Source organism: Shewanella colwelliana, assembly GCF_001735525.1.
Lineage (GTDB): Bacteria > Pseudomonadota > Gammaproteobacteria > Enterobacterales > Shewanellaceae > Shewanella > Shewanella colwelliana.
The window spans coordinates 104,295-129,830 of the sequence record NZ_MCBT01000024.1 but is presented as its reverse complement, the minus strand read 5'-3'; the positions used below and the strand labels follow the sequence as shown (position 1 = coordinate 129,830).

16 protein-coding genes are annotated in these 25,536 nt (G+C 46.8%); 7 read left to right on the top strand and 9 right to left on the bottom strand.

Going from position 1 to position 25,536, the window contains the following annotated elements; all coding sequences use genetic code 11:
* Positions 1–93: 93 nt before the first annotated feature.
* From deoD to BEL05_RS09185, 8 genes are all read right to left on the bottom strand, one after another.
* On the bottom strand, positions 94–804 hold the full coding sequence (deoD, locus tag BEL05_RS09220) for a purine-nucleoside phosphorylase (protein ID WP_069670991.1): 711 nt from the start codon (positions 802–804) through the stop codon (positions 94–96).
* A gap of 58 nt (positions 805–862) precedes the next feature.
* Positions 863–2,089: a NupC/NupG family nucleoside CNT transporter gene (locus tag BEL05_RS09215; protein WP_069670990.1), complete on the bottom strand. Its 1,227-nt coding sequence runs from the start codon at positions 2,087–2,089 to the stop codon at positions 863–865.
* A gap of 630 nt (positions 2,090–2,719) precedes the next feature.
* Positions 2,720–4,453, bottom strand: coding sequence for a bifunctional UDP-sugar hydrolase/5'-nucleotidase UshA (gene ushA / locus BEL05_RS09210; RefSeq protein ID WP_069670989.1), 1,734 nt, complete (start codon positions 4,451–4,453; stop codon positions 2,720–2,722).
* A 154-nt stretch (positions 4,454–4,607) separates the two neighbouring features.
* On the bottom strand, positions 4,608–7,199 hold the full coding sequence (locus BEL05_RS09205; RefSeq protein WP_069670988.1) for an endonuclease: 2,592 nt from the start codon (positions 7,197–7,199) through the stop codon (positions 4,608–4,610).
* Positions 7,200–7,273: 74 nt separating this feature from the next.
* A complete protein-coding gene (locus BEL05_RS09200) occupies positions 7,274–10,528 on the bottom strand; it encodes an ExeM/NucH family extracellular endonuclease (RefSeq protein WP_069670987.1) in 3,255 nt (1,084 codons plus the stop codon).
* Between the two features lie 32 nt (positions 10,529–10,560).
* On the bottom strand, positions 10,561–11,613 hold the full coding sequence (locus BEL05_RS09195; protein WP_028763717.1) for a hypothetical protein: 1,053 nt from the start codon (positions 11,611–11,613) through the stop codon (positions 10,561–10,563).
* A 719-nt stretch (positions 11,614–12,332) separates the two neighbouring features.
* On the bottom strand, positions 12,333–12,998 hold the full coding sequence (locus BEL05_RS09190; protein ID WP_069670986.1) for a response regulator transcription factor: 666 nt from the start codon (positions 12,996–12,998) through the stop codon (positions 12,333–12,335).
* A gap of 248 nt (positions 12,999–13,246) precedes the next feature.
* Positions 13,247–13,849 carry a DUF2238 domain-containing protein gene (locus BEL05_RS09185; protein WP_069670985.1) on the bottom strand — a complete coding sequence of 201 codons (603 nt, stop codon included), beginning with the start codon at positions 13,847–13,849 and terminating at the stop codon, positions 13,247–13,249.
* Between the two features lie 166 nt (positions 13,850–14,015).
* On the opposite strand from BEL05_RS09185, the gene serA reads away from it, so the two are divergent.
* Positions 14,016–15,245: a phosphoglycerate dehydrogenase gene (gene serA, locus BEL05_RS09180; protein WP_028763714.1), complete on the top strand. Its 1,230-nt coding sequence runs from the start codon at positions 14,016–14,018 to the stop codon at positions 15,243–15,245.
* Positions 15,246–15,521: 276 nt separating this feature from the next.
* On the opposite strand, the gene BEL05_RS09175 is transcribed toward serA, so the two are convergent.
* Positions 15,522–16,298 carry a substrate-binding periplasmic protein gene (locus BEL05_RS09175; protein ID WP_245686972.1) on the bottom strand — a complete coding sequence of 259 codons (777 nt, stop codon included), beginning with the start codon at positions 16,296–16,298 and terminating at the stop codon, positions 15,522–15,524.
* 630 nt (positions 16,299–16,928) lie between these two features.
* Here BEL05_RS09175 and ygfZ point away from each other — a divergent pair.
* The 6 genes from ygfZ to napA all read left to right on the top strand — a co-directional run bounded on the left by ygfZ (position 16,929) and on the right by napA (position 25,484).
* Positions 16,929–17,894, top strand: coding sequence for a tRNA-modifying protein YgfZ (gene ygfZ / locus BEL05_RS09170; protein WP_069670983.1), 966 nt, complete (start codon positions 16,929–16,931; stop codon positions 17,892–17,894).
* A 206-nt stretch (positions 17,895–18,100) separates the two neighbouring features.
* A complete protein-coding gene (locus BEL05_RS09165) occupies positions 18,101–18,769 on the top strand; it encodes an ABC transporter ATP-binding protein (protein WP_028763712.1) in 669 nt (222 codons plus the stop codon).
* Complete coding sequence (locus BEL05_RS09160; RefSeq protein WP_069670982.1) at positions 18,762–21,275, top strand: ABC transporter permease; 2,514 nt, start codon at positions 18,762–18,764, stop codon at positions 21,273–21,275. Before BEL05_RS09165 ends, BEL05_RS09160 begins: the two co-directional genes overlap by 8 nt.
* A 35-nt stretch (positions 21,276–21,310) precedes the next feature.
* Positions 21,311–22,429, top strand: a complete 1,119-nt coding sequence (locus BEL05_RS09155) for a lipocalin-like domain-containing protein (protein WP_069670981.1) — start codon at positions 21,311–21,313, stop codon at positions 22,427–22,429.
* Between the two features lie 305 nt (positions 22,430–22,734).
* Positions 22,735–23,004, top strand: coding sequence for a chaperone NapD (locus tag BEL05_RS09150; RefSeq protein ID WP_028763709.1), 270 nt, complete (start codon positions 22,735–22,737; stop codon positions 23,002–23,004).
* Positions 23,001–25,484, top strand: coding sequence for a nitrate reductase catalytic subunit NapA (gene napA / locus BEL05_RS09145; protein WP_028763708.1), 2,484 nt, complete (start codon positions 23,001–23,003; stop codon positions 25,482–25,484). Before BEL05_RS09150 ends, napA begins: the two co-directional genes overlap by 4 nt.
* Positions 25,485–25,536: the final 52 nt, after the last annotated feature.

Below are 25,536 nucleotides of genomic sequence, written 5' to 3'. Positions count from 1 at the left end.
GCAGCCTTAATTTTTTGTTTATGACCTAAGTGTCACTTGCGCGAATCACTCGGCCACACTTTGATGGCTACTCGAAGACCTAGGGTAACAGGTTTATTTAAGATGACTCACCGCTTCGAGAGTTAATTTAATCATCTCATTCAGCGTGTGCTGGCGCTCTTCGGCGCTAAGGTGCAATCCTTGACGTAAGTGATCTGTCACCGTCATCATGGCTAATGCATTAATGCCATATTCGGCCGCGACCCCATAAAGTCCAGCCGCTTCCATTTCGACACCAAGAATGCCGTATTTTTCCATATCGTCGTAACGCGTCTCATCACTGCAATAGAAAAGATCTGAAGAGTAAAGATTACCGACGTGATAATTTGCCCCCTGCTTATCCGCAGCATCGGCGGCCAAACGTAGCAAATTAAAATCGGCGATCATGGCAAAGTCCGTATTAGCAAACCGGCTACGATTAACGGCTGAGTCGGTGCTCGCCCCCATAGCCATCACCACATCCATCAACTTGATTTTGTTGCTGACAGCACCGCAAGAACCGATACGAATGATGTTCTTAACGCCATATTCAGTCGCTAACTCTTTAGCATAAATAGAGATAGAAGGTATCCCCATGCCAGAGCCCATCACCGAAATCGCTCTGCCTTGATATTCGCCGGTATAGCCGAGCATATTACGCACGTCAGTCACCAAACGCGCATTGTGTAAAAAATTATCGGCGATGTACTTGGCCCGCAGAGGATCACCTGGCATAAGCAAGGTTTCAGCAAAATCGCCAACGGCAGCATTAATATGTGGGGTCATGTTTTACTCCAGTAAAAATGCCTGCACAGAATGCGCAGGCCGTTATCATATCAGGCGACTAACCCGCTAAACTAAACAGTAATCCGGCAATCGTGCCACTCATTAAGTTAGCTAACGCAGCAGCAATAAGCGCCTTCATGCCAATCGCACTAAGGTCCTGACGTCTCTCAGGGCAAAGTGCCGCCAAGCCGCCAATCACCATAGCCAGTGAGCCAATATTGGCAAAACCACAGAGCGCGAAACTAATAATAATCTGGGTTTTCTCTGATAAGTTATCTGCGACCTTGAGGAAATCTACATAGGCGACAAATTCGTTAATCACCATCTTCTGACCTATGAACGATGCCGCTTGTGTCGCTTCACTCCAAGGCACCCCCATTAACCATGCTAGAGGCGCAAGAAGATAGCCCAATATTGCTTGCATGGTCAGTTCGCTGTAGCCAAACCATCCGCCGATACCACCAATCAAACCGTTAACGAGCGCAATCAACCCCACGAAAGCTAACAAGAGTGCAGCAACATTCAGCACTTGTTGCATCCCCATCGCAGCGCCACCTGCGGCGGCGTCGAGTACATTGGTCGGCTTGTCTTCTTGCTCATCCATCACCCGCTTGATGTCATTACGCGGCGTATCCGTTTCTGGCCACATCAGCTTGGCAAAGAGCAAACCTGCTGGTGCCGTCATAAAGGCGGCGGTCAGCACATACTTAACATCGACGCCCATCTGGATATAGCCAATCATGGTGCCACCCGCCACCGATGCCAAGCCCCCCGTCATCACGGCAAACAGCTCAGATCGGGTCATGTGCTTCACAAATGGACGTACCATAGAGGGCGCTTCGATAGGCCCAACAAAGATGTTAGCGGTGGCGGAGAGTGATTCGGCACGACTGGTGCCAAGTAACTTAGAGAGCGCGCCACCAATTAGGCCAATCACCAGCTGCATAATGCCTAAGTAATAGAGCACTGCAATCAATGAACTGATGAACACGACCACACAGAGCACATTGATAACGAAGATAAAACCCACGCCAAACTTGGCTAAATCACCAAACAAAAAACCTAAGCCTTCATTGCCGTAACTAATCACATGCATCACACCATTAGAGGCGCTGTCTAACATGCTTTGCCCCATCGGCAGGTACATAACAAACGCACCAAAGGCCACTTGAAAAGCCAGAGCGCCTAACACAGTACGCGGATTGATCGCCTTGCGGTGTTCAGATAGCAATATCGCGATAGTCACTAAGGTAAACATACCCAGCAAACTGATGAAAACTTCCATACATTTATGACCACAAAAATCATGAGATGCGGGCAGTCTATCTCGCTATATCGGCGACACAAGCGATCTGTATCACTTAAAAAAAGATTATTATTTAGATGGGATTTTTTTGAGCAAAACAGCGGTTTCACACAAAAAAATGCAATAAAGCCATAAAGTTACCACCACCAAAACACCACAGCCGACATACAAATAGCACAGGAGTTTCAACAATCTGTAATATTCGATCGATTGGATTACATTTAGCAGGTGACGAATTATCAAACTAAACCGAGTAAACTCGGATCAATAACATTCAGTATGGTAATTTAATTACATTATTTTAATTAAACGAGGAGCGGCCAGTGCCATCATATTGCTTTTCTGACTATTCTTCAGGCAAAGATGCAACCACTGGCTCGAGATAATATCAGGATAGGCTTTACTGCTTAGTAAAAAGAGCCAAAACCAATGCGCCATTTGATTGCCCAATAGCGACTATCACTCAAACTAATGAGCCTCAACCACTTATAACTTTAGATTGTACAACTAGGCTGGGGATTTTTCGGCGCGTACATTGTAAAAAAGAGCCCAACCTAAAAGGTGGGCTCTTGTTCAAACACTAAGGTCACTGTGGGTTAATGCATAAGACTAACTGCCGCAGCCATCAGAGCTTCTAGAATTAATATACCGAACATCTTTCGCTCTGTCATAGTCAACAGGGTCAAGGGTGCCATGCTGTTTGATAAACTGATAAAGCATATCAGCATCAATAAAGCCGGTGTCTCTCGCCCTTTCCTTCAACTTAGGATATTTGTTACCGCCCGCAGCGTTATAGCTTGGGAGGGTAAATCGATAGTTATCCGTTAACTTGAAAGGTTTGTCGCCAACCGTTCTGATATCGACCTCTTTAGCTTTACAGTCGACTGTCATCTTGATGCCGCTAAAGTGGGCAAAACCACCAGAGCCTCGAGTCTTAAGCGCAACCTTAGACAGATACTTCTTCAGTTCAGCCCCATCCATTTCAGTCACTGTCACACTATTAGAGAAAGGCTGCACCTTAAGCACATCTCGGTAACGAATAGGCCCTTTCTTTATGGTGGCACGAATACCGCCAGAGTTCATGATACCGAAATCGGCAGGCACTGGGAGCTGAGTCTGGGCGTGAGCTATCATTATCCCTAACGGCGCTGCTTGGTAACGAACAACTTTACGTTTACCAATGAAATCCGCCTTGGCCACACCAATTTCTTCTCTTAACTTCAGTTGCCCTTTCGCTTGATAAGGGCGAAGCAGTTCAAGAGTTTCTTTATCCTTAGGGGTCAGCATATGAGGTGGATAGTAGGAACCGAATTTGGTTTCGGTATTCACTGGTACCAGCTCGTAATTAGCCAGGTGTAACTTACCGCCATAGTATTCAAAATCGGCGCGACCAACAAACTTACCCCACTCGTAGGCTTGCATGATCCAAGTGCCATTTTGGCGATCGGGTTTACACGGCTCATCTCGACCATAATCTTCTACGTACTCACCTGTCTCCCCTTCCATACAAACGGGCAGCTGTGAATGTCCGCCAATGATGGCTTGAATCTGGCCAGGCTTTAGGCTTTTAGCCAGTGCAACATCACCAGGGGCGTTACTGCCATGTACACCGTTTTCATAGTGCCCCATATGGGTGAGACCAAAAACAAGATCCGGTTGATGCTTCTCTTCAAGCTCTGCCAAAATACCTTGCACCTCATCTTGAGGAGAGGTGAATTTAAACGCTTCAACAAACTCTGGATTACCAATTTCAGCGGTATGTTCGGTAGTCAGCCCAACGACGGCCAACTTCAACCCTTGAACCTCAAATAGCTTATAAGGCTCAAAGTAGCGCTGCCACTCACCATCGACTTGGCGATAGATATTGGCCGATAACCAAGGAAATTTAGACCAGCCTCGTTGTTTATCCATCACAGTCGATGGATTATCAAACTCATGGTTACCTACGGCCATGGCATCATAACCAAGATGGTTCATGCCGATAAAATCTGGCTCGGCGTCTTGAAGATCAGACTCTGGCACACCAGTATTAATATCGCCACCTGATAGCAGCAGCGTCTCCCCACCTTGTTCAGTAACCTCTTTGCGGATTTGGTCAAGTATGGTTTTACGTGCAGCCATACCATACTCACCTCTAGAACCATGCCAAAAACGGCCGTGGTGATCATTGGTATGCAGCAAGGTAAAACGCTTACAGTCATCACCAGCGGCTTGGCAGGCAATTGATGCTGTCGTTTTAGGCGCCTTTTCCACCTTTTCCTTACCACATCCGCTCAATGCTAACGTTAGCGCGATAGCTGAGCCGGTAAGAAGTAGGCAAGAAGGACGGAGTGAAGTATTCATAATAATCCTTCAATAATATTCAGATAAACGTTGTCACTCGCCCTAAGGGGTTTGCGTCGCAGTGCACAAGTAGAGATATAGACAACGTCTGTACAGTTAAAAAAAGCAGCACCCAGAGCGATCCCGGTGCTGCTTTTTTAGGCTTAACTGATGATTAGCCTTGGCGGCGACGCAACCACATTAGCGGTAGCAACAGTGTGATAAAACCACCCAAACTACCGGCGCCATCTGGCTTAGTCCAACCAGGTTCTTCGGTGTTTGTCACCTCAATGCTAACAGACTTAGCGAAGCTTTCTTCGCCAACCGTTGCCATAAGCTCGAACACAAGCACTTGGTCAATATTGACGCTAGGTGCAGTCACATCAAGTGTCAGACCTGCAGCGGTATACACAGCCGTGGTACCAGATACCTGTTTCCAGCTGTAGGTAGTCCCTTCTGGTGCATCAGTAACCGTCGCAGTAATTGAAGCCTTTTCACCTTCAGTTACTTTAGTTGTACCCGCAAACTCTACGTTCAGCGCCAAAGGCACGTTGATCACACTTACGCTAACCGCTTTAGTTGTTTCCAACGTACCGTCGCTGATGGTCAAGGTGAAGTTCAACGTCTCGTCGGCTTTAACCATTGGTGCGGTCAGAGACAAAGTTGCCATGTCGCCAACTAGCGTTTTCTCTTCACCAACAATCTGTTCCCACTTATAAGTCAGCGTAACACCTTCACCTGCTTTGATTGCTGAAGCGTCTAGGGTGTATGCAGCACCTTCAGTAACACTTTCAGGAGCAAGGATATCACCTTCAACTTCTAAAGCAGGGTTTGGATTGTCTCCACAGACTGCACCATAAACTTCTTTCACTAACTCAGGACGGTCAATGAAGGGGTTACGGTTACCCTGGTATTTGTATACCTGGTTGTTTCGGTTCTGCTCGTAGGCATCAACAGCATCTAACTGGTTCCATGCATACAGCGTACAAAGCGTACCAATAAGCGGAGCGCTATCCTCGTCAGTCGTCGTTAGACGATCAACGGCAACCAGATCAGGCATATTCGTTGTAGCAGTATCAGTACCCTGATAGCGAGTATCCATGTACATGATCATACGTGCAACGTCGCCTTTCACCTCATCACGAGGCTCCCAGCAGTCCGTAGTTTTGTTCAGGTAGTTACCTGTACCAACACCGTTGAACATTACCTCTTCACCGGTATCTTTACACGCACCAAAGTCATTATTGCTTCGTGCTGTGTTGATACCTGGATCTGAAGGACGTAAGTGATGCGCATCGGTATAGCCCCACTGAGACTCGCTTGGGAAGCCATGGCTCTTGGCCCAAACGTGCTCACGGTTCCACTTACCAACACCGCTACCGCTAGTCTGGTTGTCGTACTTAGAAATAGAAGCGCCGGTGTAGATCTCAATAACCTTCTTATCGTCACTAGGATCTTGGTCAGCGTATGTCAGAGTACTCCAAACTTGCTTGTAAGTTAGTTGCTTATGATCTTTAGCAATGATAACTGACAGTGCATTTTTAAGCTCTTCAGCATTGGCAAACTCGCCACTCAATACATCTGAGTAATAGATTTCACCATTGAACGTAGCAGGATCGGCAACCGGAGTCAGCGTCTCACAACCCGTACAAGGGCCAGTTTCTGGCTTTGGTGGCTCTGGTGGGGTTACTGAACCGTCACAGGCACTCTCGCCAGCACAATTAAGGCCATCAGAAGTGTCTTTAGGCAGAACAAGCCATTGGTCTTTAGACGTTCCAGGGTAAGTATCCGAAGTATCAGTATCACCAACTTTGACAGAATCTTTGCGGCGTAAGGTTGCATCTACCGTGGAAAAGTCACCATCTTTCCAGTTTACCCTTTCTCCAACCTTACCAATGCTGTCAATAACTGCACCATCTTTGGTGAGCACCATAGCATCATCGCCGTTAAACCAAGTGACTTTTGACTCTGTTCCGACTTTAAACTCATCGGCTGCACCGGAATTATGGAAAACTATGCTCTTGCCTGGCTCTAGTGTTCCAGACAAAATTTCGGCATCACCAGCGTCTACGGCACCGTTAGAATGCTTAGCTAGCTGATATACATTAGCGTCAAGATCGATGGCACTGCCACCGACGTTGGAGATCTCGATGGCTTTGTTGTTGGCGCTGCCTTCAATGTACTCAGTAATAAGCAGTACACCAGGCTCAGCAACGAAACTACAGGCATTCTCACCAATACAGCCAAATCCGTCGACAGTATCCTTGGGGTGAGAAGTCCAATCGCTCTCGTCGAAAGTATCTTTAGCGACCATGGAGCTAGTAGTATCGCTACGTCGCAGCGTGACATCTTTACCCCAATCTTTGGGGGTAGGTACCGCGCCAACAATATCAACGACCGTGTCGCCATTGAGCAGTGCAACAGCATCTGTTCCATTCTGCTGAAGGCCACCAATCATCTCAGTTACGCTAGCGTCGAGGTTCAACACAGCGTCGGTATGCCTAACAACTAAGATGCCTTTTGCTGGTATTTCTTGATCTGTAAATGCGACCATATCTGTCGTAGTGGTTGCACCATCTTTGTAACGAACGAGCTTGTAACCACTTAAAGATTGTGCAGAGTCACCGGAGTTATAAAGCTCGATAGCTTTATTAAACCCGCCACCCTCCATGTACTCAGTGATCAGTAAATCAGCGCTCGCCGCAGTAGAAAAAGCGCCCAAAACCATGGCAGTCGCGGTAGCAACTGCACTCATTTTAATTCTCATAATCGTATCTCTTTTGATTCTTTGATGGGAAGCGCGCCGCCCGAAAGCTGCGCGCTTCATTATCGAGATCAGCCTTATTTGCGAAGGCGACGGCGCATAGCTGCCAATCCGAACAGGGATAGCAAGCTGATGAAGCCAGTGCTACCCGCACCACCATCACCGCCAGTGTGATCGATTTCTTCTTCTACAATGTCAGCAATCAAGGTGTCGCGATTAGATACCTTGGCACGGAAAGTTTGCTTAGACCCTTCCACAAGTTTTCCATCACGCATTAGGCTTACGCTAACGTTGTAGATAGCTGATGGCGCACCAAATACCTCGAAATTCACCAAAGCAGTCTCGTCATTAGAAATAACCACATTAGGCAGTACCATTTGGGTCAGATCTAAGCGCAGTTCATCATCCTCTGGGCTCATACTAACAGTCGCAACATCGCCAACTTGAGGTGAAATATCAGCAGGGATCTGGTAAGGAACCTTGATCAGCTTTCTCAGTTTTGGCAGATTTAGAGGCACGTTAGCATCCGCATCACCTGGCTTATAGCTAAGGGTAATCAGTGCAGGATCGTGATCCGACGCGCGATAGATGTCTGGCTTGTAGAACTTGTGCGTACCAGTACCGTCGATTGACCCTTTAAAGCGGTTTTGGTAGTCATACAGGCCAGTCTCGGCTGCATTAACATGCCAGTCAGTGGCATCAATCACGCGATCTTTTAGAGAAGGTGAGATCAAAATGTGATCGAGTGAACCGATTTCGTCACTGAAAGAGTAACTCCAAGGCGTCTTACCTTTCTCTTTGAACTTTTCACCAACGATGTCGATGTAGCCATAAGTCTTGGTGATGGTGGCTGCAGAGCCATCTTCATTAAACTGAGGCTTAGGTCCAAGGAAAGTGTGGCTAGCGGTAACGATCGTCTTGTTACGTGGGTTCTCAGTAAGAACCAGTACAGGATCTTCTTTACCATAGGCGTTCAAATCACCGAGGATGATCTTATCCCCAGGAATGTCTTCCATCTCTTCGCCTAAGTGCACGGCACCCGCTACGCGGAACTCAGCACAAGAACCTTGGTAGTCTAGATCAGGAGCGGTACGGTTGTTCCAAGTCGTGGTATTACCAAACTCAACACCTTGCCATTCTTCCCAACAAGTAGAGCCTTTTGACTTAAGGTGGTTAACAGATAGCGTCAAGCGCTTACCTGTTTGGTTCACGATAAAGGTAACCACCAAGGCATCACGATGGTAGTTCTGACCGTTCTCTAAGATCTCTTGGTTTTGATCTTTGATCACCTCACCTAAGTCGTTGACGATAGTAGGTGCTTTCTGCTGAGGCATTGGGATAACGCGAGTACGCTCAATGCTCATCTTACTTGGACGATAGATAATACCAGTAGCAATAGCATCAGAACCAATAGCGTCTAGGTTATCCAGCATTTGGTTGCCGTTGTTGTCGAAACCAACAAACACATAACGGTTTTCTGTAGAGTTAGGGCCATTGTAATCTTGGGCACGCTCATCTACATATTGGATATTGACCTGGTTAACAATCTCAGCAATAGCACTGTCATCACCAAAACCGTTGTTTTCAATCTCCATCAGGGCCATCACATCGGCATCCTGAGCACGAATAATTTCTACCAGCTTAGTTCTCTGGTTGATGTATTCATCGTAAGTATCTGCACCTCGGCTCTGACCATAGTTATTATTGTCGCCACCGAAAGGAGAGTTAAAGAAGTTAAACAAGTTCTGACTGGCAACACGGATGGCAAAATCATCTTCGGCCACAGTGTCCTTCAGATCAGGTTCATCAGTACGCGGTAAGTTGTGAATGAAGTTATCACTCGTCAACTGGTTGGTTATCGTCAGGCTGTAGTCTTGATCAAACTTATCAGTCCCTGGGATCAACTCAGTTTCGTATTGACTGATCACACCTTGCGCATTAACGAGACTATCGTCGATACGGATATAGTTAGTGTGTGGGTCACTGTTAAAGCCAGCGTAGTAAGGTAACTCTGTACCGTTTGATTTAGGCGAGCTTTCAATGACTAAACGATAGTCATTGTTTTGCTCATAAGCTGCTTTAGCTTCTGGGCTTCCTGCAACATGCAAATGGTTAGGCTGTAAGTTAGGACGCTTATAAGCCGCTACCATGTTGTTACGGTTATGGCCTTTGCTACTTAAAAGGTAGTTATAGCTAAAGCTGCGAGTAATACGCATATCTTGGTCGCCATCAGTCTGAGGATCCAGATCGGTAGGCAAATTAACCAACATACCCTCATAACGCTCAAGGGTCTTATCGAACGAGCCGTTATCAGCGCTAATCACTTCAATATCTGTAGGCTGGGTTAGGATATCAGTATCAGTAACGTTCCAGCTAAATGCCGTATCAGCAGACAGTTGAGTCTGACCTTCAAACTCAGCAACTTTACTACCGATACAAACTGTTTGGCCCACTTTTAGATCGCCCGCGGCGCTAGAGCTAACAAAGATACCATCGGAAGTTTCTGGGTTGTTATCAGAAACAAGATTGCGAAGATAGAAGCCTTCGTTAGGGATAGAGACCTTAACAGAGATAACCCCTTCTACGGCCACTTTTTCAGCTGATTCGGTTTCACCAGCGGCAATCAAAGGCGAAGTAAAGCCTGTACCCTGCACTTCGCTAGGAGACAAGATCTCACTCTTATCTGTTGGGCAGGTGAAGATGTCCATGATATCGGCAGCATCAGCAGCAGGTAGGTCTGATTTACCTAAATCATCAAATCTCATTGGTAAGATGTTCTGCCACTTAGTCGCATCGAACGTACCAGATTGAGCAGGATTGTTGCCATCTGCCGCTTTTTTACGACGTAAAGTGGTATTTGGTGCCCACTTGCTAGTCTCATTCACGGCGCCAACACGATCGATAACAGTATCACCATTTTTCAGGAAGAAACCGTCATCACTGGTCATAAATAGGTTGTTGTATTTATTACTGCTGTCATAGGTAGAGACAACAACTGTGCCACCTTGAGTCACAATAGCGTTACGAAACTCTTCGCTAGATCGACTATTAACAACCACCATCGTTGCACCAGGAGCAAGCGTATGGCCAGTCAATAACGGCTTAGCATCAGCGTTTAGCAACTCATTATCATACTTACCGCCTGAGCGTTGGAAAGCGGTAATTTCATCGGTGAAGGTGAAGGCATCAGAGCCTGTGTTTGTGATCTCAACCGCGCCAACATTGGCATCGGTACTCTGGGTCATTTCGGTGATCAGCAGGTCTTCAACGCCAGCGAAGGCGCCCATGCTGATGGTGCTGGCAATAGCCAGCGATAGGAAACTTTTTTTCATAGTAAACTCTATAAAATTGAATTCAATTCGGACTAGAAGTAGATACGCGCGTATGCATAGCCAGCTTCAGGAGCTTCGCCAACTCGGCCTTCTACAGACAGCACGATGTCGCGAGCAGGACGGTAGTTGAAACCTAAACTGGCCCACTGACGCTCTTTTCCATACTCAGCAGGTAGCTTAGAGTAGTCATAGTTCGGACCGATCAAATCCCAACCTTCGTACTCTTCATGGTTTACAGAGCTGATGATTTCCCAGTGTTCATTTAGGTCGTACTTGGCACTGACTGTTAGCCCTTGGTTACGGAAAGTCTGGTAATCTAGGTGTACATCACCGCTCTTACGTGTAGACAAGTCTTCATCTTCTACAAAGCCATTCACACCGATAGATAATTCAGGCATCAGTTTCAGACGTGCGCCAAAACCTATCTGCTTCTGCTCACCATATTTACTGATGCCGTTAGAGCCGCCACGAGTTTCTAGTCCTACGACTACAGACAGCAGATCAGACATCCACCCCATGTATCCGTTAATGATGTCACCTTGTAGCGCACCACTCTTGTGTTCACCGTCGTATGAGTAAGAAGCACCAAAAATTAGGTTTTCAAACTCAGCTTGGTATTTAACCGTATTCTCTTGGTCACCCGCTTCACCAGTCTCAACAGATTTGTTGAAGGTGAAATCACCGAAGTGGTCGTAATCATCGAATGCAGTGTCAGTCAAGCCGAGCTCAACCCACTGCTGATCAGTTAAGACATAGCCTACGTATAATTTGTCGATGGCCAATTCGAACTCACCATCACCACCCAGCCAGTTACGGCGCTGGTAATCTAATTCAAGACGATAGGTAAACTGTTGACGTTGACCCGTTACGCCCATGGTGGCGAAGCTATCATCGACATAGCCTTTGGTATCATAGAACTCATCGTGGTTGTAATCTGGATGAGTATCAAAATGCCCACCTACGCCCACTTCGCCATATAAGCGAACGTGGTCGCCTTGACTGTCACCATCTAGTATTACAGCGTTCACTGAACCCGCACTAAGCATAGTGACGATAGCGATCGCAATTGTTGATTTGTTTAACATTGCTGTTACTTCCGATTAGTAATTTGTCAGCCTATATTTGAAGGCCAAACTCAAAATTAAAAATGTTTATTCGTAATATCTAAAATTGCTGGCTAGTCAGATTGGCGGTGAGTTCGATGAGGAAATCGCCGATACCTTTATTACATATTTCATATATCAACCCCATTTTTATAATAATGTCGCTAATTTCTATTAACGTGCGCTGCGATTGTTGCAGAGTTTCATAACAAAAAAAAGAAGGGTTAATCACATTTGGAGTGTATAAGCATTTGTTAAACATAGAAAATTAGAGCTAGATTAATCACTCTAGAGAACAGGGTAAAAAGAAGGGGGTTTTAGGGGCCAAAAAATCAGACACTTAAGCAAGAACAAGGTGTGGCATTTTTTGCATACAGTGGTGTGGGAATTTGGAGGTTTTTTTTTATGAAAAACTAAATTTTGATCACTAACCTGCTACGACAAACTAACAGGAGTCAGCAAAACCAATTTTAAAGCTTTACAACTGCTTTTTTAAAGATAATAAACGGCCTAGAATGCCAAAGAGGCGATGCAAGTCTTGATGGTGCCCCTTTCTAAGCGCACCATGCTAAAAACAACAAACTGAGAAGTCATTCTGATAGGATGTGCCCAGCGCTTTTCTCAATCTCCTCGACACGTACCTTGATGATTGAGTCTATCCAACTGGGCTATATTATGGGGGCCTTTTCAAGGCTAAATTTCTATGAGCAGATCTCAAAATGACACGCATTGGCTTGAGACCAGCGTAATAGTTCGACACGATTTCGAGATTGAGTCTTTCTAAAAATAGAGGAGATATGCGCTTTAACAGTATGCTCACTAATGCATAGTTTATCGGCAATCTCTTTATTTCTTGCACCGCTGGACACCAGTTGGATGACAGTGCGCTCACGCCCTGTCAGCATCTGTAGCATAGTCACCGTATCTTGAGTCAATTCGACACCACTATCTTGGCGATTAACCAAACGCCTAAATACTTTAGAAATTAGCGGTCTATCAAACCATAGCTCGTCATTGACCATTTTACGCAGACCGGTCAGCAACAGATCCATACGCTGATCGGCAAACAGTAACCCACGAACGCCAAGCAATAGCGCCGACTCAGGATCTAAGCTACCACGCTCTATTTGGTATAACGCGATTGGTACATGTGGCAGTAACCTCGCGACGATTAGGGGGACGCCTTTACTATCGAGCGCCGCACCTTTCTGAGCAATTAAATAGAAGCAATTATGATCCCGTTCAGGCTCCAGATCTGCCACTTGTTTTACTACACGCGTCTTGAGCCCAATTGATTCTGCAAGTACTGCTAGGTGACAAGAGGTACTATCTTGATGTAAAAAAACTAACTCATCGATTCTGCTCATTTACTTCTCTCCCTGAAAAGTATCGAATCTAATAAACAACATAATTGAATATCTATCCCTATCAATTTGAACCTACGCTCCTTTTGACAGTCACTCAGTCAAAAAGACCACAAAACTGGCAAAAAATCCTACCCTATATTAGCGAAGCCACTCCATATCTGTTATCACTAATAGTTATAAGGAGTATAGCGTTTGGAACATAATTCAGCTATGCACAACGCCAATTAGGTTTGTAAATATCATGTCGATTAGCGTTTTAAATTCACCAGTAAACGATTATGCCAGCGACTGAGCAACAATATACTTGCTATTGCGCCAACTAAAGCCATTCCCATATCCGATTGGGTATCCCATACGTAACCTTGTGTCCCTAAAAATGCTTCGGCATCTTCACCTGTCATCAATGCAACCCACCACTCGATCAATTCATAAAATGCGGACAGTGCTAAAGCGAAACAACACACCAAGAAGTGGCACCATGCGCCAGGCTTTACCACTGCTAAGCGTAGAAACACCTCACGAGCTAACAGTGCAGGAATAAACCCTTGCGCAAAATGCCCCACCTTGTCGTAATTATTACGCTCGCTGCCCATCCAGTCAGCAATCCAATCGAACAGCGGCACCTCTGCATACGTGTAGTGGCCCCCGACCATTAATATCACGGCATGGATCAGAATAAGCACGTAAGCCAACGATGTTAACGGAAAGCGTTTTCGCGTAAAAAATAATATCGGCAGCGCAATCAAAGCAGGAACGACTTCAAGAAACCAAGTAAAGGAATCCTTAGGTTCTATGCCTGACCAAATAAGCACGGCAAAAAAAATTGTGAGCCAAATAGTGCTTTTATTCAAAATAGGAACTCCTTAGACGATATTGTTTTAATATCAGAATAATAACTTTAGCCATCTAGCCCTCCACACTGGCTAAAAAAGGTGCTATTTTGTGGAGGCGATGGCAGTCAACAAACAAAATAACAACCACATAATAGCAACAACCGACGAAGAGGGTACCCAAATCATGGCGAAACACTCGCTGGACAAGGATAAGATCAAGATCCTGCTGTTGGAAGGCGTCCACCAATCTGCGGTAGATGTATTCAAACGAGCAGGTTACAGCAATATTGAGTACCACAAAGCGTCCCTAGGCGAAGAGCAATTGATGGCTTCGATTAAAGATGCACATTTCGTGGGCATTCGATCGCGTACGCAACTCACGGAAGCCGTGCTTAATCATGCTGAAAAACTGGTTAGCATAGGTTGCTTCTGTATTGGTACTAATCAGGTCGATCTCAGCGCCGCTGAGAAATTGGGGATTCCCGTCTTTAACGCGCCGTTCTCAAACACTCGCAGTGTAGCAGAACTCGTATTAGGCGAAATAATCATGTTGTTACGTGGTATTCCGCAGCGTAACGCCTTAGCTCACCGTGGTGGTTGGTTAAAAAGCGCCGCTGGTAGCTATGAAGCCCGAGGTAAAACTTTAGGGGTGATCGGTTATGGTCATATCGGTACTCAGCTAGGTATTTTGGCTGAAACCTTAGGGATGCGCGTCATATTTTTTGATATTGAAGATAAGCTACCCCTAGGTAACGCACAGCAGATCCACTCGCTTGAGCAACTACTGTCTCTCGCCGATGTCGTGAGCTTGCATGTACCAGAAACACCGCAAACCAAAGATATGATCGCTGAAGCGGAGCTAGCCAGTATGCGTGAAGGTAGCGTACTGATTAATGCATCCCGTGGCACTGTCGTCGACATTGACGCCTTAGCACAGGCAATTCGTAGTGGCCGCATTGTAGGCGCCGCTATCGATGTTTTCCCTGTTGAACCTAAATCGAATGATGACGAATTTGTCACGCCACTGCGTGGTTTAGACAATGTGATCTTAACGCCTCATGTGGGTGGCAGCACCCAAGAAGCCCAAGAGAACATCGGCATTGAAGTCGCTGGAAAACTAGCTAAGTACTCGGATAATGGCTCAACCATGACTGCGGTTAACTTCCCTGAAGTTTCACTGGCACAACATAAAGATGCGTCACGCTTACTGCATATCCACCACAACCGCCCAGGTATCTTAATTAAGATTAACCAAGCGTTTGCAGAAAAAGGGATCAACATTGCAGCTCAGTATCTACAAACCACAGCAGAGATTGGTTACGTTGTAATGGAAGTCGATTCAGACAAAGCCGATGAAGCGCTCGAAGAGATGAAAGCCATCGAAGGTACAATTAGAGCGCGTCTGCTGCACTAAACCGCCGCTGACCGCTAACAAAAAACGCATCATTATGATGCGTTTTTTATGTATACCTTATTTTGGCTGCCTCACCATAGTTAACGAGTTTGACCCTAGTTCAACTATGCTCTTCACTCGTTGCTATCAACAAGGATGTTGTGAATGCCCTTGAAGCAGGAGCAATTAAGGGTCTTGCCTCATAAGCGCTAAATTAGCGCTGAGCGATCACATCTTTATACTGATTGGTATTACCGAGCGGGCACACTGTGGACCATTAACTTATAACAAAAAAGCTTACAAGGGTAACTCTTCAACTTTAAAGTGATTGACTGGCTCTGATGACAAAAGTGAAGCACCTAAATAGCGTTCAAAAATCTGCTTATACTGCTCACTTTCCATAAAGCGGGGTAATTCACGATTAAATTGATTCCTCAACTCGACATCATGAAACGCTGCGCTGGCAGGAACCGAATTGATTAACCGATGCTCAGTAAAAAGAGAGACGTCTCTTGTTTTGTCATTCAAACGATAAAAATAATAAAAGATATATTTATCCAGCACGGCATAATCATACCGCCCCTTAACTAACAGCTCTGGTATCGTCGCCATATCGGTAAGCTCCATATAGCGGCTCTCCTTAGAAAGCTTGACAAAATCTGCACCAAAATATCCTGGCGCGCCTTGAAAAGTTACCACGCTATGCCCTTGCATATCCAAAATCGTCTTAGGCATAACATTTGAGCTCTTAAGCGAAAATACCATGGGCTGATATTGAACAATGGGCAGTGAGATGTAACTACCAGGCATATCCGATTTCATAAAAATGGGCGCCATGACATCCACTCGTCCAGTGACGACTTCACGCTCCGCTCTCTTTAACCCCATAAATTGATACTCCACCTCATAACCAAGGCGGTTCAGTACAGCCTCAACAATATCGAGATCAATACCATGATGAATATCGTTAATGGTATGCGGTGGGCCTTCGCTGGAGGCGATAACCAGTGGTGCAGAATGGAGCGATACTGGAATCAACCACAATAGAGGCAATAAAAATTTCAATAGCGGCACTTGCTTCAAGACCATCGCAGGGGAGCCCAAACTTTAATGATTAATAAATAGTATAGGCGCTCAATGTATCTCAACAACCGCTAATGTTCACCATCATAATTTTCACCACATAGCCTTGCCATCGACATCTTTGTCACCCCCATATTCAGCCCTGCAGTTCAAACTGATTATTATCAAATGACAGGCATACCAATCAGTATCAAAAAATGTTCGATTTAACGTCTCTTTTTGGCAACTCATTTAAGGCGAATGTATTGGGTAACGCTTGTTTTATAGAAGGGGTATTCAGGGCATAAGTAGGCGGCCAACAATACGCCGGCAAAGCAAGTTTTAGCACACCTTATCCAGTATTAACGTGCATAACCCTAGAATAACTATGGGGATTGAGGCGCTAGGACGAAGCACGACTAAAGGGATTTAGGAGATAGGGCAACGCATGGAGCAGTTACCGAGTATGCGAGTGCCCAGAGCCTTACTTCAGAAGCGTTAAATACTTACTTAGCACTCACATATTTATACTAATTGGTATGCGCCCCCTTTAATTTCAGCATATCGCCCATATATTTATGCGTAATAAGGTAATAGCGTTACAATTGCCTCAATCGATTAGCCAATGCCTAGGAACAAGATATGACACTTACCGTTTCTCAACCTCAGTGGAGTGTTACTGAGGAGATGCCCGCACTCGTTTTCAGCCATCTATCCCACTTAGGCCTGCTAAGTGTCACCGGCGAACAGGGGCGTAGCTTTATCCACGGCCAAGTGACCACAGATATCACTTCACTTAGCGCTGAGCAATGGATGTGGGGCGCTCACTGCGATCCTAAAGGGAAAATGCTGGCCAGTTTTAGAGCCTTTAGCATGGGCGATGCCTTAATGCTGATGCAACCTAAAGATACCTTGGCCGTCGATCTGCCACAGTTAGCCAAATATGCCGTATTTAGCAAAGCAGATCTAACTGATGCGAGCGATGAGTGGACCATGCTAGGCGTAGCCGGAGCAGAAGCAAAAACTTGGGTTGAAACCCAGTTTGGCGAGATCTCAGCTCAATTGACCGAGATCCCTAATGGCGTCGTACTTAAAGATGGTGAACGCTACATTATCATCGTGGCTACACAAGCCAGTGAAATCTTGCTGAGCGAGATAACCCAACCTATCTACAGCCACACTTTATGGCAGATTCTAGAGATTAAAGCTGGCTATCCAAATATCGCCGCGAGTCATCAAGGTCAATTTGTACCGCAAATGTGTAACCTGCAAGCCGTGAATGGTATTAGTTTTAACAAGGGTTGTTACATGGGCCAGGAAACGGTCGCCAGAATGAAGTATCGCGGCGGCAACAAACGCGCGCTATATATCTTAACAGGCACCGCGAGTGACCCTATCACCCTTGAGACTAAGTTAGAACTCGCCCTTGAAGATGGCTACAAGAAAACTGGTACCATTATCGAAGTAGCTCAGACTGGTGAGCATGTGGTGTTAACCGCAGTACTGCCTAATGATACCCAAAATGATGCAGCGCTGCGCGTTGAAGGCGACGAGGCATCGAGCTTAACCATTCGGCCGCTGCCCTATTCATTAGATGAAGTGGAATAACACGACACAACAATATCTTAAAGGCGCTTCTAGCGCCTTTTTTATTGCGCCATTTTAAAGAGATACTACACTCAGTCTGGATAAAAAATCTGATCGTTTTATCCTCAAAATACGTATCACGTTACCCCGCTTATGGGTTAAGGTATAAGCTATAACGCATGGAAACGGTATGGCATTCATTCAGATACAATGCCGATGGAGTCACGATGACCAAGCTGATTGTTGAGCTCAATAGCATCAATAAAACGTTTATCGATGGTGAACAACACCATTGTGTTCTTAACGATGTCGCACTTAGCCTGCATCAAGGTGAATCCGTCGCCCTCACCGGTGCCAGCGGCAGTGGTAAAAGTACCCTACTCAACATTATCGCGGGTTTTGAACTGCCCACTTCAGGCACACTTTCATTGCTCGGCGAACCCACCTCCCATTGGGACGACAAACGCTGGAGTCAATTTCGCCACCAGCAATTGGGCGTGGTGTTTCAGCAGTTCAACTTACTCACCCCCCTTAGCGTTGAAGACAATATCGCTTTCCCGCTGCACCTAAATGGCAAACGCTGGAATAGCTGGTGCGATCATCTCGTTGAGACCTTAGGCTTGCTTTCACTGCGTAAGCGGCACGTAGAAACCCTGTCAGGGGGTCAACAACAACGGGTCGCTATTGCCAGAGCCTTGGCCCATCAACCATCACTATTATTAGCCGATGAACCGACAGGAAATTTAGATCAATCGGCCACCTTAGAAGTGATGGCCTTATTGTGTCAGCTCGCCGCAGAGCATCAAACCAGCATACTCATGGTGACCCACAGTTTAGAGTGCGCCGACTTTATGCAGCGTCGATGGCATTTAGACTTAGGCACTGTACATGAGTAATCCACTCTTTAGAGGAAGCAACATCTGCCTGCAGGTGTTTTTGGCCCATTATCGCCAATCGCCGCTGCAAGCTGGCGCCATCATTGTCGGCATCATTTTAGCCGTTACGCTGCTCACAGGTGTGCGAGCCACCAATGAAAATGCCATCAATAGTTACAGCAGTGCCACCGAACTCCTCAGTCAGCAAGCCAAGTGGTTAATCACGCCAGCGGCGCAGCAAAAGAGTCTCGATGAGCAGCGCTATATTGAGTTAAGAGGGCTGGGGATTAATCAGAGCCTTGCAGTCGTGCAAGGCTGGGTAACCGATGACAACCAACAACGCTGGCAATTGCAAGGTAGCGATATCATCGCTGCCATTAGCGCACTGCGCACCGCAGACGATGCCGCCTCCCAAGGCTCCCCTTTTGCAGCATTTTCACTCCCCCTGGCGCGCATCATAGCGGGCGATCCATTGGTATTAATGAGCCAAAGCGCCGCGCAAAGCCTAGCGAAAAAACACTTAGTATTGAGCGGCTCAACACTTGAGGTTGTGCCCGTTGACGATAGTTTTAATCTTGGGAACCGGCTATTGGTCGATATCTCACTGGCGCAGCAGTTACTAGATAAGCCTGGCCAGTTGAGCTACATCGCCATCTTCAGCGATATTAGCCACCAACAATCAGCTATAGAGCAATGGTTAACCACCGAGGGAAATCTCAGTGAAAGCGATAATGGGGACAGCATGAAAGCCCTGACCAACAGCTTTCACCTCAACCTCACCGCCATGAGCTTGTTGGCATTTATTGTCGGTCTTTTTATTGCTTACAACGGTGTGCGTTATAGCCTGCTCAAACGTAAACGCCTCATTATTCAATTGCAGCAGCAAGGCATTATGAAGCTGGCGATTATGACGGCCTTGGGCAGTGAGCTATTGTTGCTCGTGCTTGTAGGCTCACTGGTGGGATTTGTTTTAGGCTTACAGCTCAGCTACTGGTTGCAGCCTATGGTTTCAGTCACCTTAGAGCAGCTGTATGGCGCCAACATTTTACCCGGTATCTGGCGCTGGCAATGGCTAGCTCAAGCAACACTATTGACCTTAGCCGCCGCATTATTGGCGTGCAGTTCATTATTTGTAGAGTTATTACGCCAACCTTTAGCCCAGAGTTCGGGGCAATTTAGTCAACAGAAAAATGCCCACCGCGCGCAAAAATGGCAAATGATATCGGCACTGACATTAGCCCTGATAGCATTAATTTTTATGCCAATTAGCCAAGACTACCGCATTACCATGGGACTGCTCGGCTTGGTGGTGTTAGCCATTCCACTGTCGCTACCTTGGCTGCTGGTACGGCTGATCAATGCCATCGCCGCCATCAGCCCCAAAGGGCTGATGGGTTACCAAATTGCCGAAACCAAAGAGCTTATACCACCGCTCTCATTGGCCATGATGGCGATGCTGCTGGCGCTAACGGCCAATATCTCCATGAATAGCCTAGTCGGCAGCTTCGAAGTCACCTTAAAGCAGTGGCTTAATGCACGCCTACATGCGGACCTTTACCTTCGGCCACCCAAAAATCAGATGGCAGAACTTCAGCACCTATTAAGCCAAGACAAGCAGGTCACCGGCATCTACAGGCAATGGCTGACCAAAACAACCTCCCAGCACTCGCCGATATTTTTACTGACTCGCGACCGCTACTCTATTGAAAACACCACAGTGATAAAAGCTGCAAATGGAGCATCTAACGACCAGCTATGGCAACGCTATTTTGATGCGGCAAACACCTCAACCCCACAAGTGATAGTGAGTGAGCCCTTCGCCATAAAACAAAAGCTCAACGTAGGAGATAGCATTACGGTCGACGCATTAGGCAATATCCAGCTCATCATTGCGGCCATCTATTATGATTATGGTAACCCTTATGGTGAGGTGATCATTCCACCCGCCTTATGGCACCAGGCTAAACTCAATACAGAGCCCTTAAGTATCGCTATTACTTATAGTGGCGATTTCGATGCCTATGGCTTGGTTCTGCAACAAAGGTTCGCCCTGCCTGAATCGCTCATCTATAGTCAGGCGCGGATAAAAGCCCAAGCGATAGAGATGTTTAAGCGTACCTTTTCGATTACGCAGGTACTTAACACCTTAACCCTCTTGGTAGCCGCTATCGGCTTATTCAGTGCTTGCTATATGCTGACCCAAGCACGTATGGCTCCCATTGCGCGTTTATACACTTTAGGCGTTAATCGGCAGCAGTTAACAGTCATGGTAACGACGCAAATGCTACTCATGGTTTTACTCACCTGCCTAGTTGCCCTGCCAACGGGGGCAATTTTGGGTTATTTACTGATCCATAAAGTAACCTTACAAGCCTTTGGGTGGAGTATCGCCATGGTCTGGGATTGGCAAGCCTATTTTGATGTTGTGGTATTGGCACTTGTCGCCAGCGCATTGGCCGTAGCACTGCCTTTGTACCGACAAACCCGTCGTCCACTAATAAGTAGTCTCCAGAGTGATGTGTTATGAACAGATTAAGACGATGGACAATCAAGCACTGCGCCATGGCAAGGACACTGGCGTGCTCAGTATTAACCGCGACGAGTCTCACCGGCCTCACCTCAGTCTTACTTCTGGGCTGCAGCGAACCACAACACAGTACATCGAGTGGTATGGGTGGCTTAATGGGAGAAACTCAAACGGGCTTTACCGAGGTGGTACCTAAGCGCGTATTTCGCTTTCCAAACGATCATTTAGCCCACAATGATTATCGTCAAGAGTGGTGGTACTTAACGGCAAACCTCACCACTGAAACCGGTATAGAGGTTGGACTGCAATGGACCCAGTTTAGAGTGGCATTATCTGCACAACCCCCAAGCTCAACGTCAAACTGGGCGAGTAACCAGCTCTATATGGCTCATAGCGCCATCACAACCCAAACGCAGCATTTCGCCGAAGAACGCTGGTCTCGTGGCCATACACAACTTGCAGCCGTCACCCCCAGCCCATTGAAAATTCAGCTAGACAATTGGCAATGGCTGAGCCAAGGCGAAGATCTGTTTCCCGCCTCCTTGAATATTGCTAGCGACAAGGTTAATTACAGACTGCAGCTGTCAACACAAGCGCCTTATCAGTTGCAAGGCGATGGCGGCTACAGTGTGAAAAGTGCCAATGCAGAGGTTGCTTCGTACTACTACAGCCAACCCTTTATCGATGTCACAGGCCAAGTGATGCTGGACGGCGAGTTGGTTAATGTCGCAGGTCAGGCTTGGCTCGACAGAGAGTGGAGTTCACAGTTTCTGACTAAGCAACAACAGGGCTGGGACTGGTTTGCCCTGCGCCTCGATGACAGCTCAACCTTAATGCTGTTTCAGCTCAGGGGGGATGATAAAGAGGTATCCAGTAACCACTTCTACAGCGGCAGGCGCATGTATGCCGACGGCAGCGGTGAGACCATTACCTCCGATGAAATACAGATGTCGCCAACCACTTGGCACGATATAGATGGTAAGCCACACCCGGTTGAGTGGCAGGTTCGTATCGACAATCAGGCCATCGACTTGCATATTTCACCACTCAACCCCAATGCTAAAATGCCGCTTTCTATCACTTATTGGGAGGGTCCTATTTCGATAACGGGCAGCCACACTGGCGCTGGTTATATGGAGCTCACCGGATATTAACCACCAAAATGGTAATAGTTCTTATTTTCATAACAGGTGTTGCTATTCAAATACTTAGCAAACTACCCGCCTTGTTAATTGCATACTAATTAAGCAACATATTGTTAAAAACTGTTTAACAACAAAGTGTGAACAGTATCACGCCAAAAAGTTTGATCTGGATCGACAAACGCTTCAGTTACCTCTCAAGAGGTATACCCCTATTAATCGCAAGGTTTAGACTGAATTTTATCCTATAGCGAAATAGCACCACTAATCATCGCCATATTTTTAGCCGCTACTTTGCAGTAAAAAGGTAAACCCCAATGAGTCAGGAATATCACGTCACAAGTTTAGTCGTGCACGCCGCGCCTACCGCTGTGACACAAGTACAAAAAGATATCGAGGCCCTCGCCGGCACCGATATTCATGCTGTCACCGACGAAGGTAAATTTGTGGTCACCCTAGAAGGTGAAACTCAAGCATCTATACTCAATAACGTCGAAGCCATCAACGCCCTTAACGGGGTGTTATCAAGCAGTCTTGTCTATCACCAAGTTGAACCAATAGAAGAAAAGAGTGAGGAAACACCATGAGCATAAGCCGCCGCGAGTTTCTAAAAGCCAACGCCGCAGTTGCCGCTGCGACCGCTGTTGGAGTCACTCTGCCAGTGAAGATCGTTGAAGCCGCTGAGCAGAAAGACAACATCAAGTGGGACAAAGCCCCCTGCCGTTTTTGTGGCGTGGGCTGTAGCGTCTTAGTAGGCACAGATAAGGGTAAAGTCGTTGCTACTAAGGGCGATCCAGAAAGCCCAGTGAACAAAGGCCTTAACTGTATTAAGGGCTATTTCTTATCAAAAATCATGTACGGTAAAGACAGGCTAACCACGCCGCTGCTGCGCATGAAAGATGGCCAATATGATAAAGAGGGTGAATTTACCCCAGTGAGCTGGGATGTCGCCCTCGACACCATGGCTGACAAATGGAAAAACACCCTCAAGACCAAAGGACCGACTGCCGTCGGGATGTTTGGGTCTGGTCAATGGACCGTATGGGAAGGCTATGCCGCCTCAAAACTGCATAAAGCGGGTTTCCTCACCAATAACATAGATCCTAATGCCCGTCACTGTATGGCCTCTGCCGTCGGTGGCTTTATGCGTACCTTTGGTATTGATGAGCCAATGGGTTGTTATGATGACTTAGAAGCCGCCGATCACTTTGTGCTTTGGGGCGCAAACATGGCCGAAATGCACCCCATTCTATGGGCGCGCTTATCGGACCGTCGCCTAAGTAGCCCTGATAGTCGCGTGCACGTATTATCGACCTTTGAGAACCGCAGCTTCGACTTAGCGGATAACCCTATGGTGTTCCGTCCGCAATCAGACTTGGTGATCCTGAACTATATCGCCAACTACATCATCCAAAACGATGCGGTAAACAAAGACTTTGTCACTAAGCATACTAAGTTTGTGCTCGGGACAACTGACATTGGTTACGGACTGCGCCCCGATCACCCGCTAGAGCAAAAAGCTAAGAACCCAGGTAACGGTAAATCGACGCCAATCAGCTTCGATGAATACGCCAAGTTTGTCAGCACCTATACCTTAGAATACGCCGCTAAGATGAGTGGTGTAGAGCCAGAAAAGCTCGAAATTATGGCCAAAGCTTATGCCGACCCCAAAGTGAAGGTAATGAGCCTATGGACTATGGGGATCAACCAGCACGTCCGGGGTGTATGGGCCAATAACATGCTCTACAACATCCACTTACTTACAGGTAAAATTGCCACACCGGGCAACAGTCCGTTCTCGCTAACGGGTCAACCATCAGCCTGTGGTACCGCTCGTGAAGTGGGAACCTTTGCTCACCGTCTACCTGCCGACATGGTGGTGAAAAATCCTAAGCATCGCGCCGCCACAGAAAAACTATGGCAACTGCCTGAAGGCACTATCCCGCCAAAACCGGGTTACCATGCCGTATTGCAAAGCCGTATGCTCAAAGATGGCAAGCTCAACTGTTACTGGACCATGTGTACCAATAACATGCAGGCAGGCCCCAATATTAACGATGAAATTTACCCAGGTTTCCGTAACCCAGAAAACTTCATCGTGGTATCTGACCCTTACCCAACCGTCACAGCCATGGCAGCAGATTTGATTCTGCCAACCGCTATGTGGGTTGAGAAAGAGGGCGCCTATGGTAACGCTGAGCGCCGCACCCATATGTGGCATCAACAGGTTAAGCCGCCAGAAGGGGCAAAATCTGACTTGTGGCAATTAGTTGAGTTCTCTAAACGTTTCAAAGTTGCTGAAGTTTGGCCAGCCGAGCTAGTCGCGAAGAAACCTGAGTACGCCGATAAGACACTTTACGACGTGTTGTTTGCTAACGGTGTGGTGAACAAGTTCCCAACATCAGATTGCAAAGCCGACCTAAACGATGAGTCAGAGGCCTTTGGTTACTACCTGCAAAAAGGCTTATTCGAAGAGTATGCCCAGTTTGGTCGCGGTCATGCCCATGACTTAGCCGACTTTGACACTTACCACGAGACTCGTGGTCTACGTTGGCCTGTAATTGAAGGTAAAGAGACATTGCGCCGCTTTGTAGAGGGCAGCGATCCTTATGTGAAGGCGGGTGAAGGCTTTAATTTCTATGGCAAGCCAGATGGTAAAGCGGTGATTTTCGCCCTACCTTATGAGCCCGCCGCTGAAGAACCTGATGCCGAATACGATCTGTGGATGTCAACGGGCCGCGTGCTTGAGCATTGGCACACAGGTTCTATGACAGCCCGCGTTCCTGAGCTTTATCGCGCCTATCCCGATGCACAGATCTTTATGCACCCAGAAGACGCCAAAGCCCGTGGACTGCAGCGTGGCGACGAAGTGGTTGTGGCCTCACCCCGTGGTGAAGTTAAAACCCGTGTCGAAACTAAAGGCCGGAACAAACCGCCTAGAGGTGTGGTATTTATGCCATTCTTCGATGCGCGCCAACTGGTCAACAAGTTGTTACTCGATGCGACCGATCCACTCTCTAAAGAGACGGATTTTAAAAAGTGTCCAGTAAAAGTGATGAAAGCCTAAGGCGATTCATTCAACCCAAACAACTTTAAACGCTTGAACTAAAACAGAGAGT

Bases quoted from the DNA above. Each gene is read 5' to 3' on its own strand.
- serA (WP_028763714.1), top strand. From the start codon at position 14,016: ATGGCGAAACACTCGCTGGACAAGGATAAGATCAAGATCCTGCTGTTG.
- BEL05_RS09155 (WP_069670981.1), top strand. From the start codon at position 21,311: ATGGCAAGGACACTGGCGTGCTCAGTATTAACCGCGACGAGTCTCACC.
- deoD (WP_069670991.1), bottom strand. From the start codon at position 804: ATGACCCCACATATTAATGCTGCCGTTGGCGATTTTGCTGAAACCTTG.
- ygfZ (WP_069670983.1), top strand. From the start codon at position 16,929: ATGACACTTACCGTTTCTCAACCTCAGTGGAGTGTTACTGAGGAGATG.
- BEL05_RS09165 (WP_028763712.1), top strand. From the start codon at position 18,101: ATGACCAAGCTGATTGTTGAGCTCAATAGCATCAATAAAACGTTTATC.
- napA (WP_028763708.1), top strand. From the start codon at position 23,001: ATGAGCATAAGCCGCCGCGAGTTTCTAAAAGCCAACGCCGCAGTTGCC.
- BEL05_RS09150 (WP_028763709.1), top strand. From the start codon at position 22,735: ATGAGTCAGGAATATCACGTCACAAGTTTAGTCGTGCACGCCGCGCCT.
- BEL05_RS09160 (WP_069670982.1), top strand. From the start codon at position 18,762: ATGAGTAATCCACTCTTTAGAGGAAGCAACATCTGCCTGCAGGTGTTT.
- BEL05_RS09205 (WP_069670988.1), bottom strand. From the start codon at position 7,199: ATGAGAATTAAAATGAGTGCAGTTGCTACCGCGACTGCCATGGTTTTG.
- BEL05_RS09200 (WP_069670987.1), bottom strand. From the start codon at position 10,528: ATGAAAAAAAGTTTCCTATCGCTGGCTATTGCCAGCACCATCAGCATG.
- BEL05_RS09190 (WP_069670986.1), bottom strand. From the start codon at position 12,998: ATGAGCAGAATCGATGAGTTAGTTTTTTTACATCAAGATAGTACCTCT.
- BEL05_RS09215 (WP_069670990.1), bottom strand. From the start codon at position 2,089: ATGGAAGTTTTCATCAGTTTGCTGGGTATGTTTACCTTAGTGACTATC.
- BEL05_RS09195 (WP_028763717.1), bottom strand. From the start codon at position 11,613: ATGTTAAACAAATCAACAATTGCGATCGCTATCGTCACTATGCTTAGT.
- ushA (WP_069670989.1), bottom strand. From the start codon at position 4,453: ATGAATACTTCACTCCGTCCTTCTTGCCTACTTCTTACCGGCTCAGCT.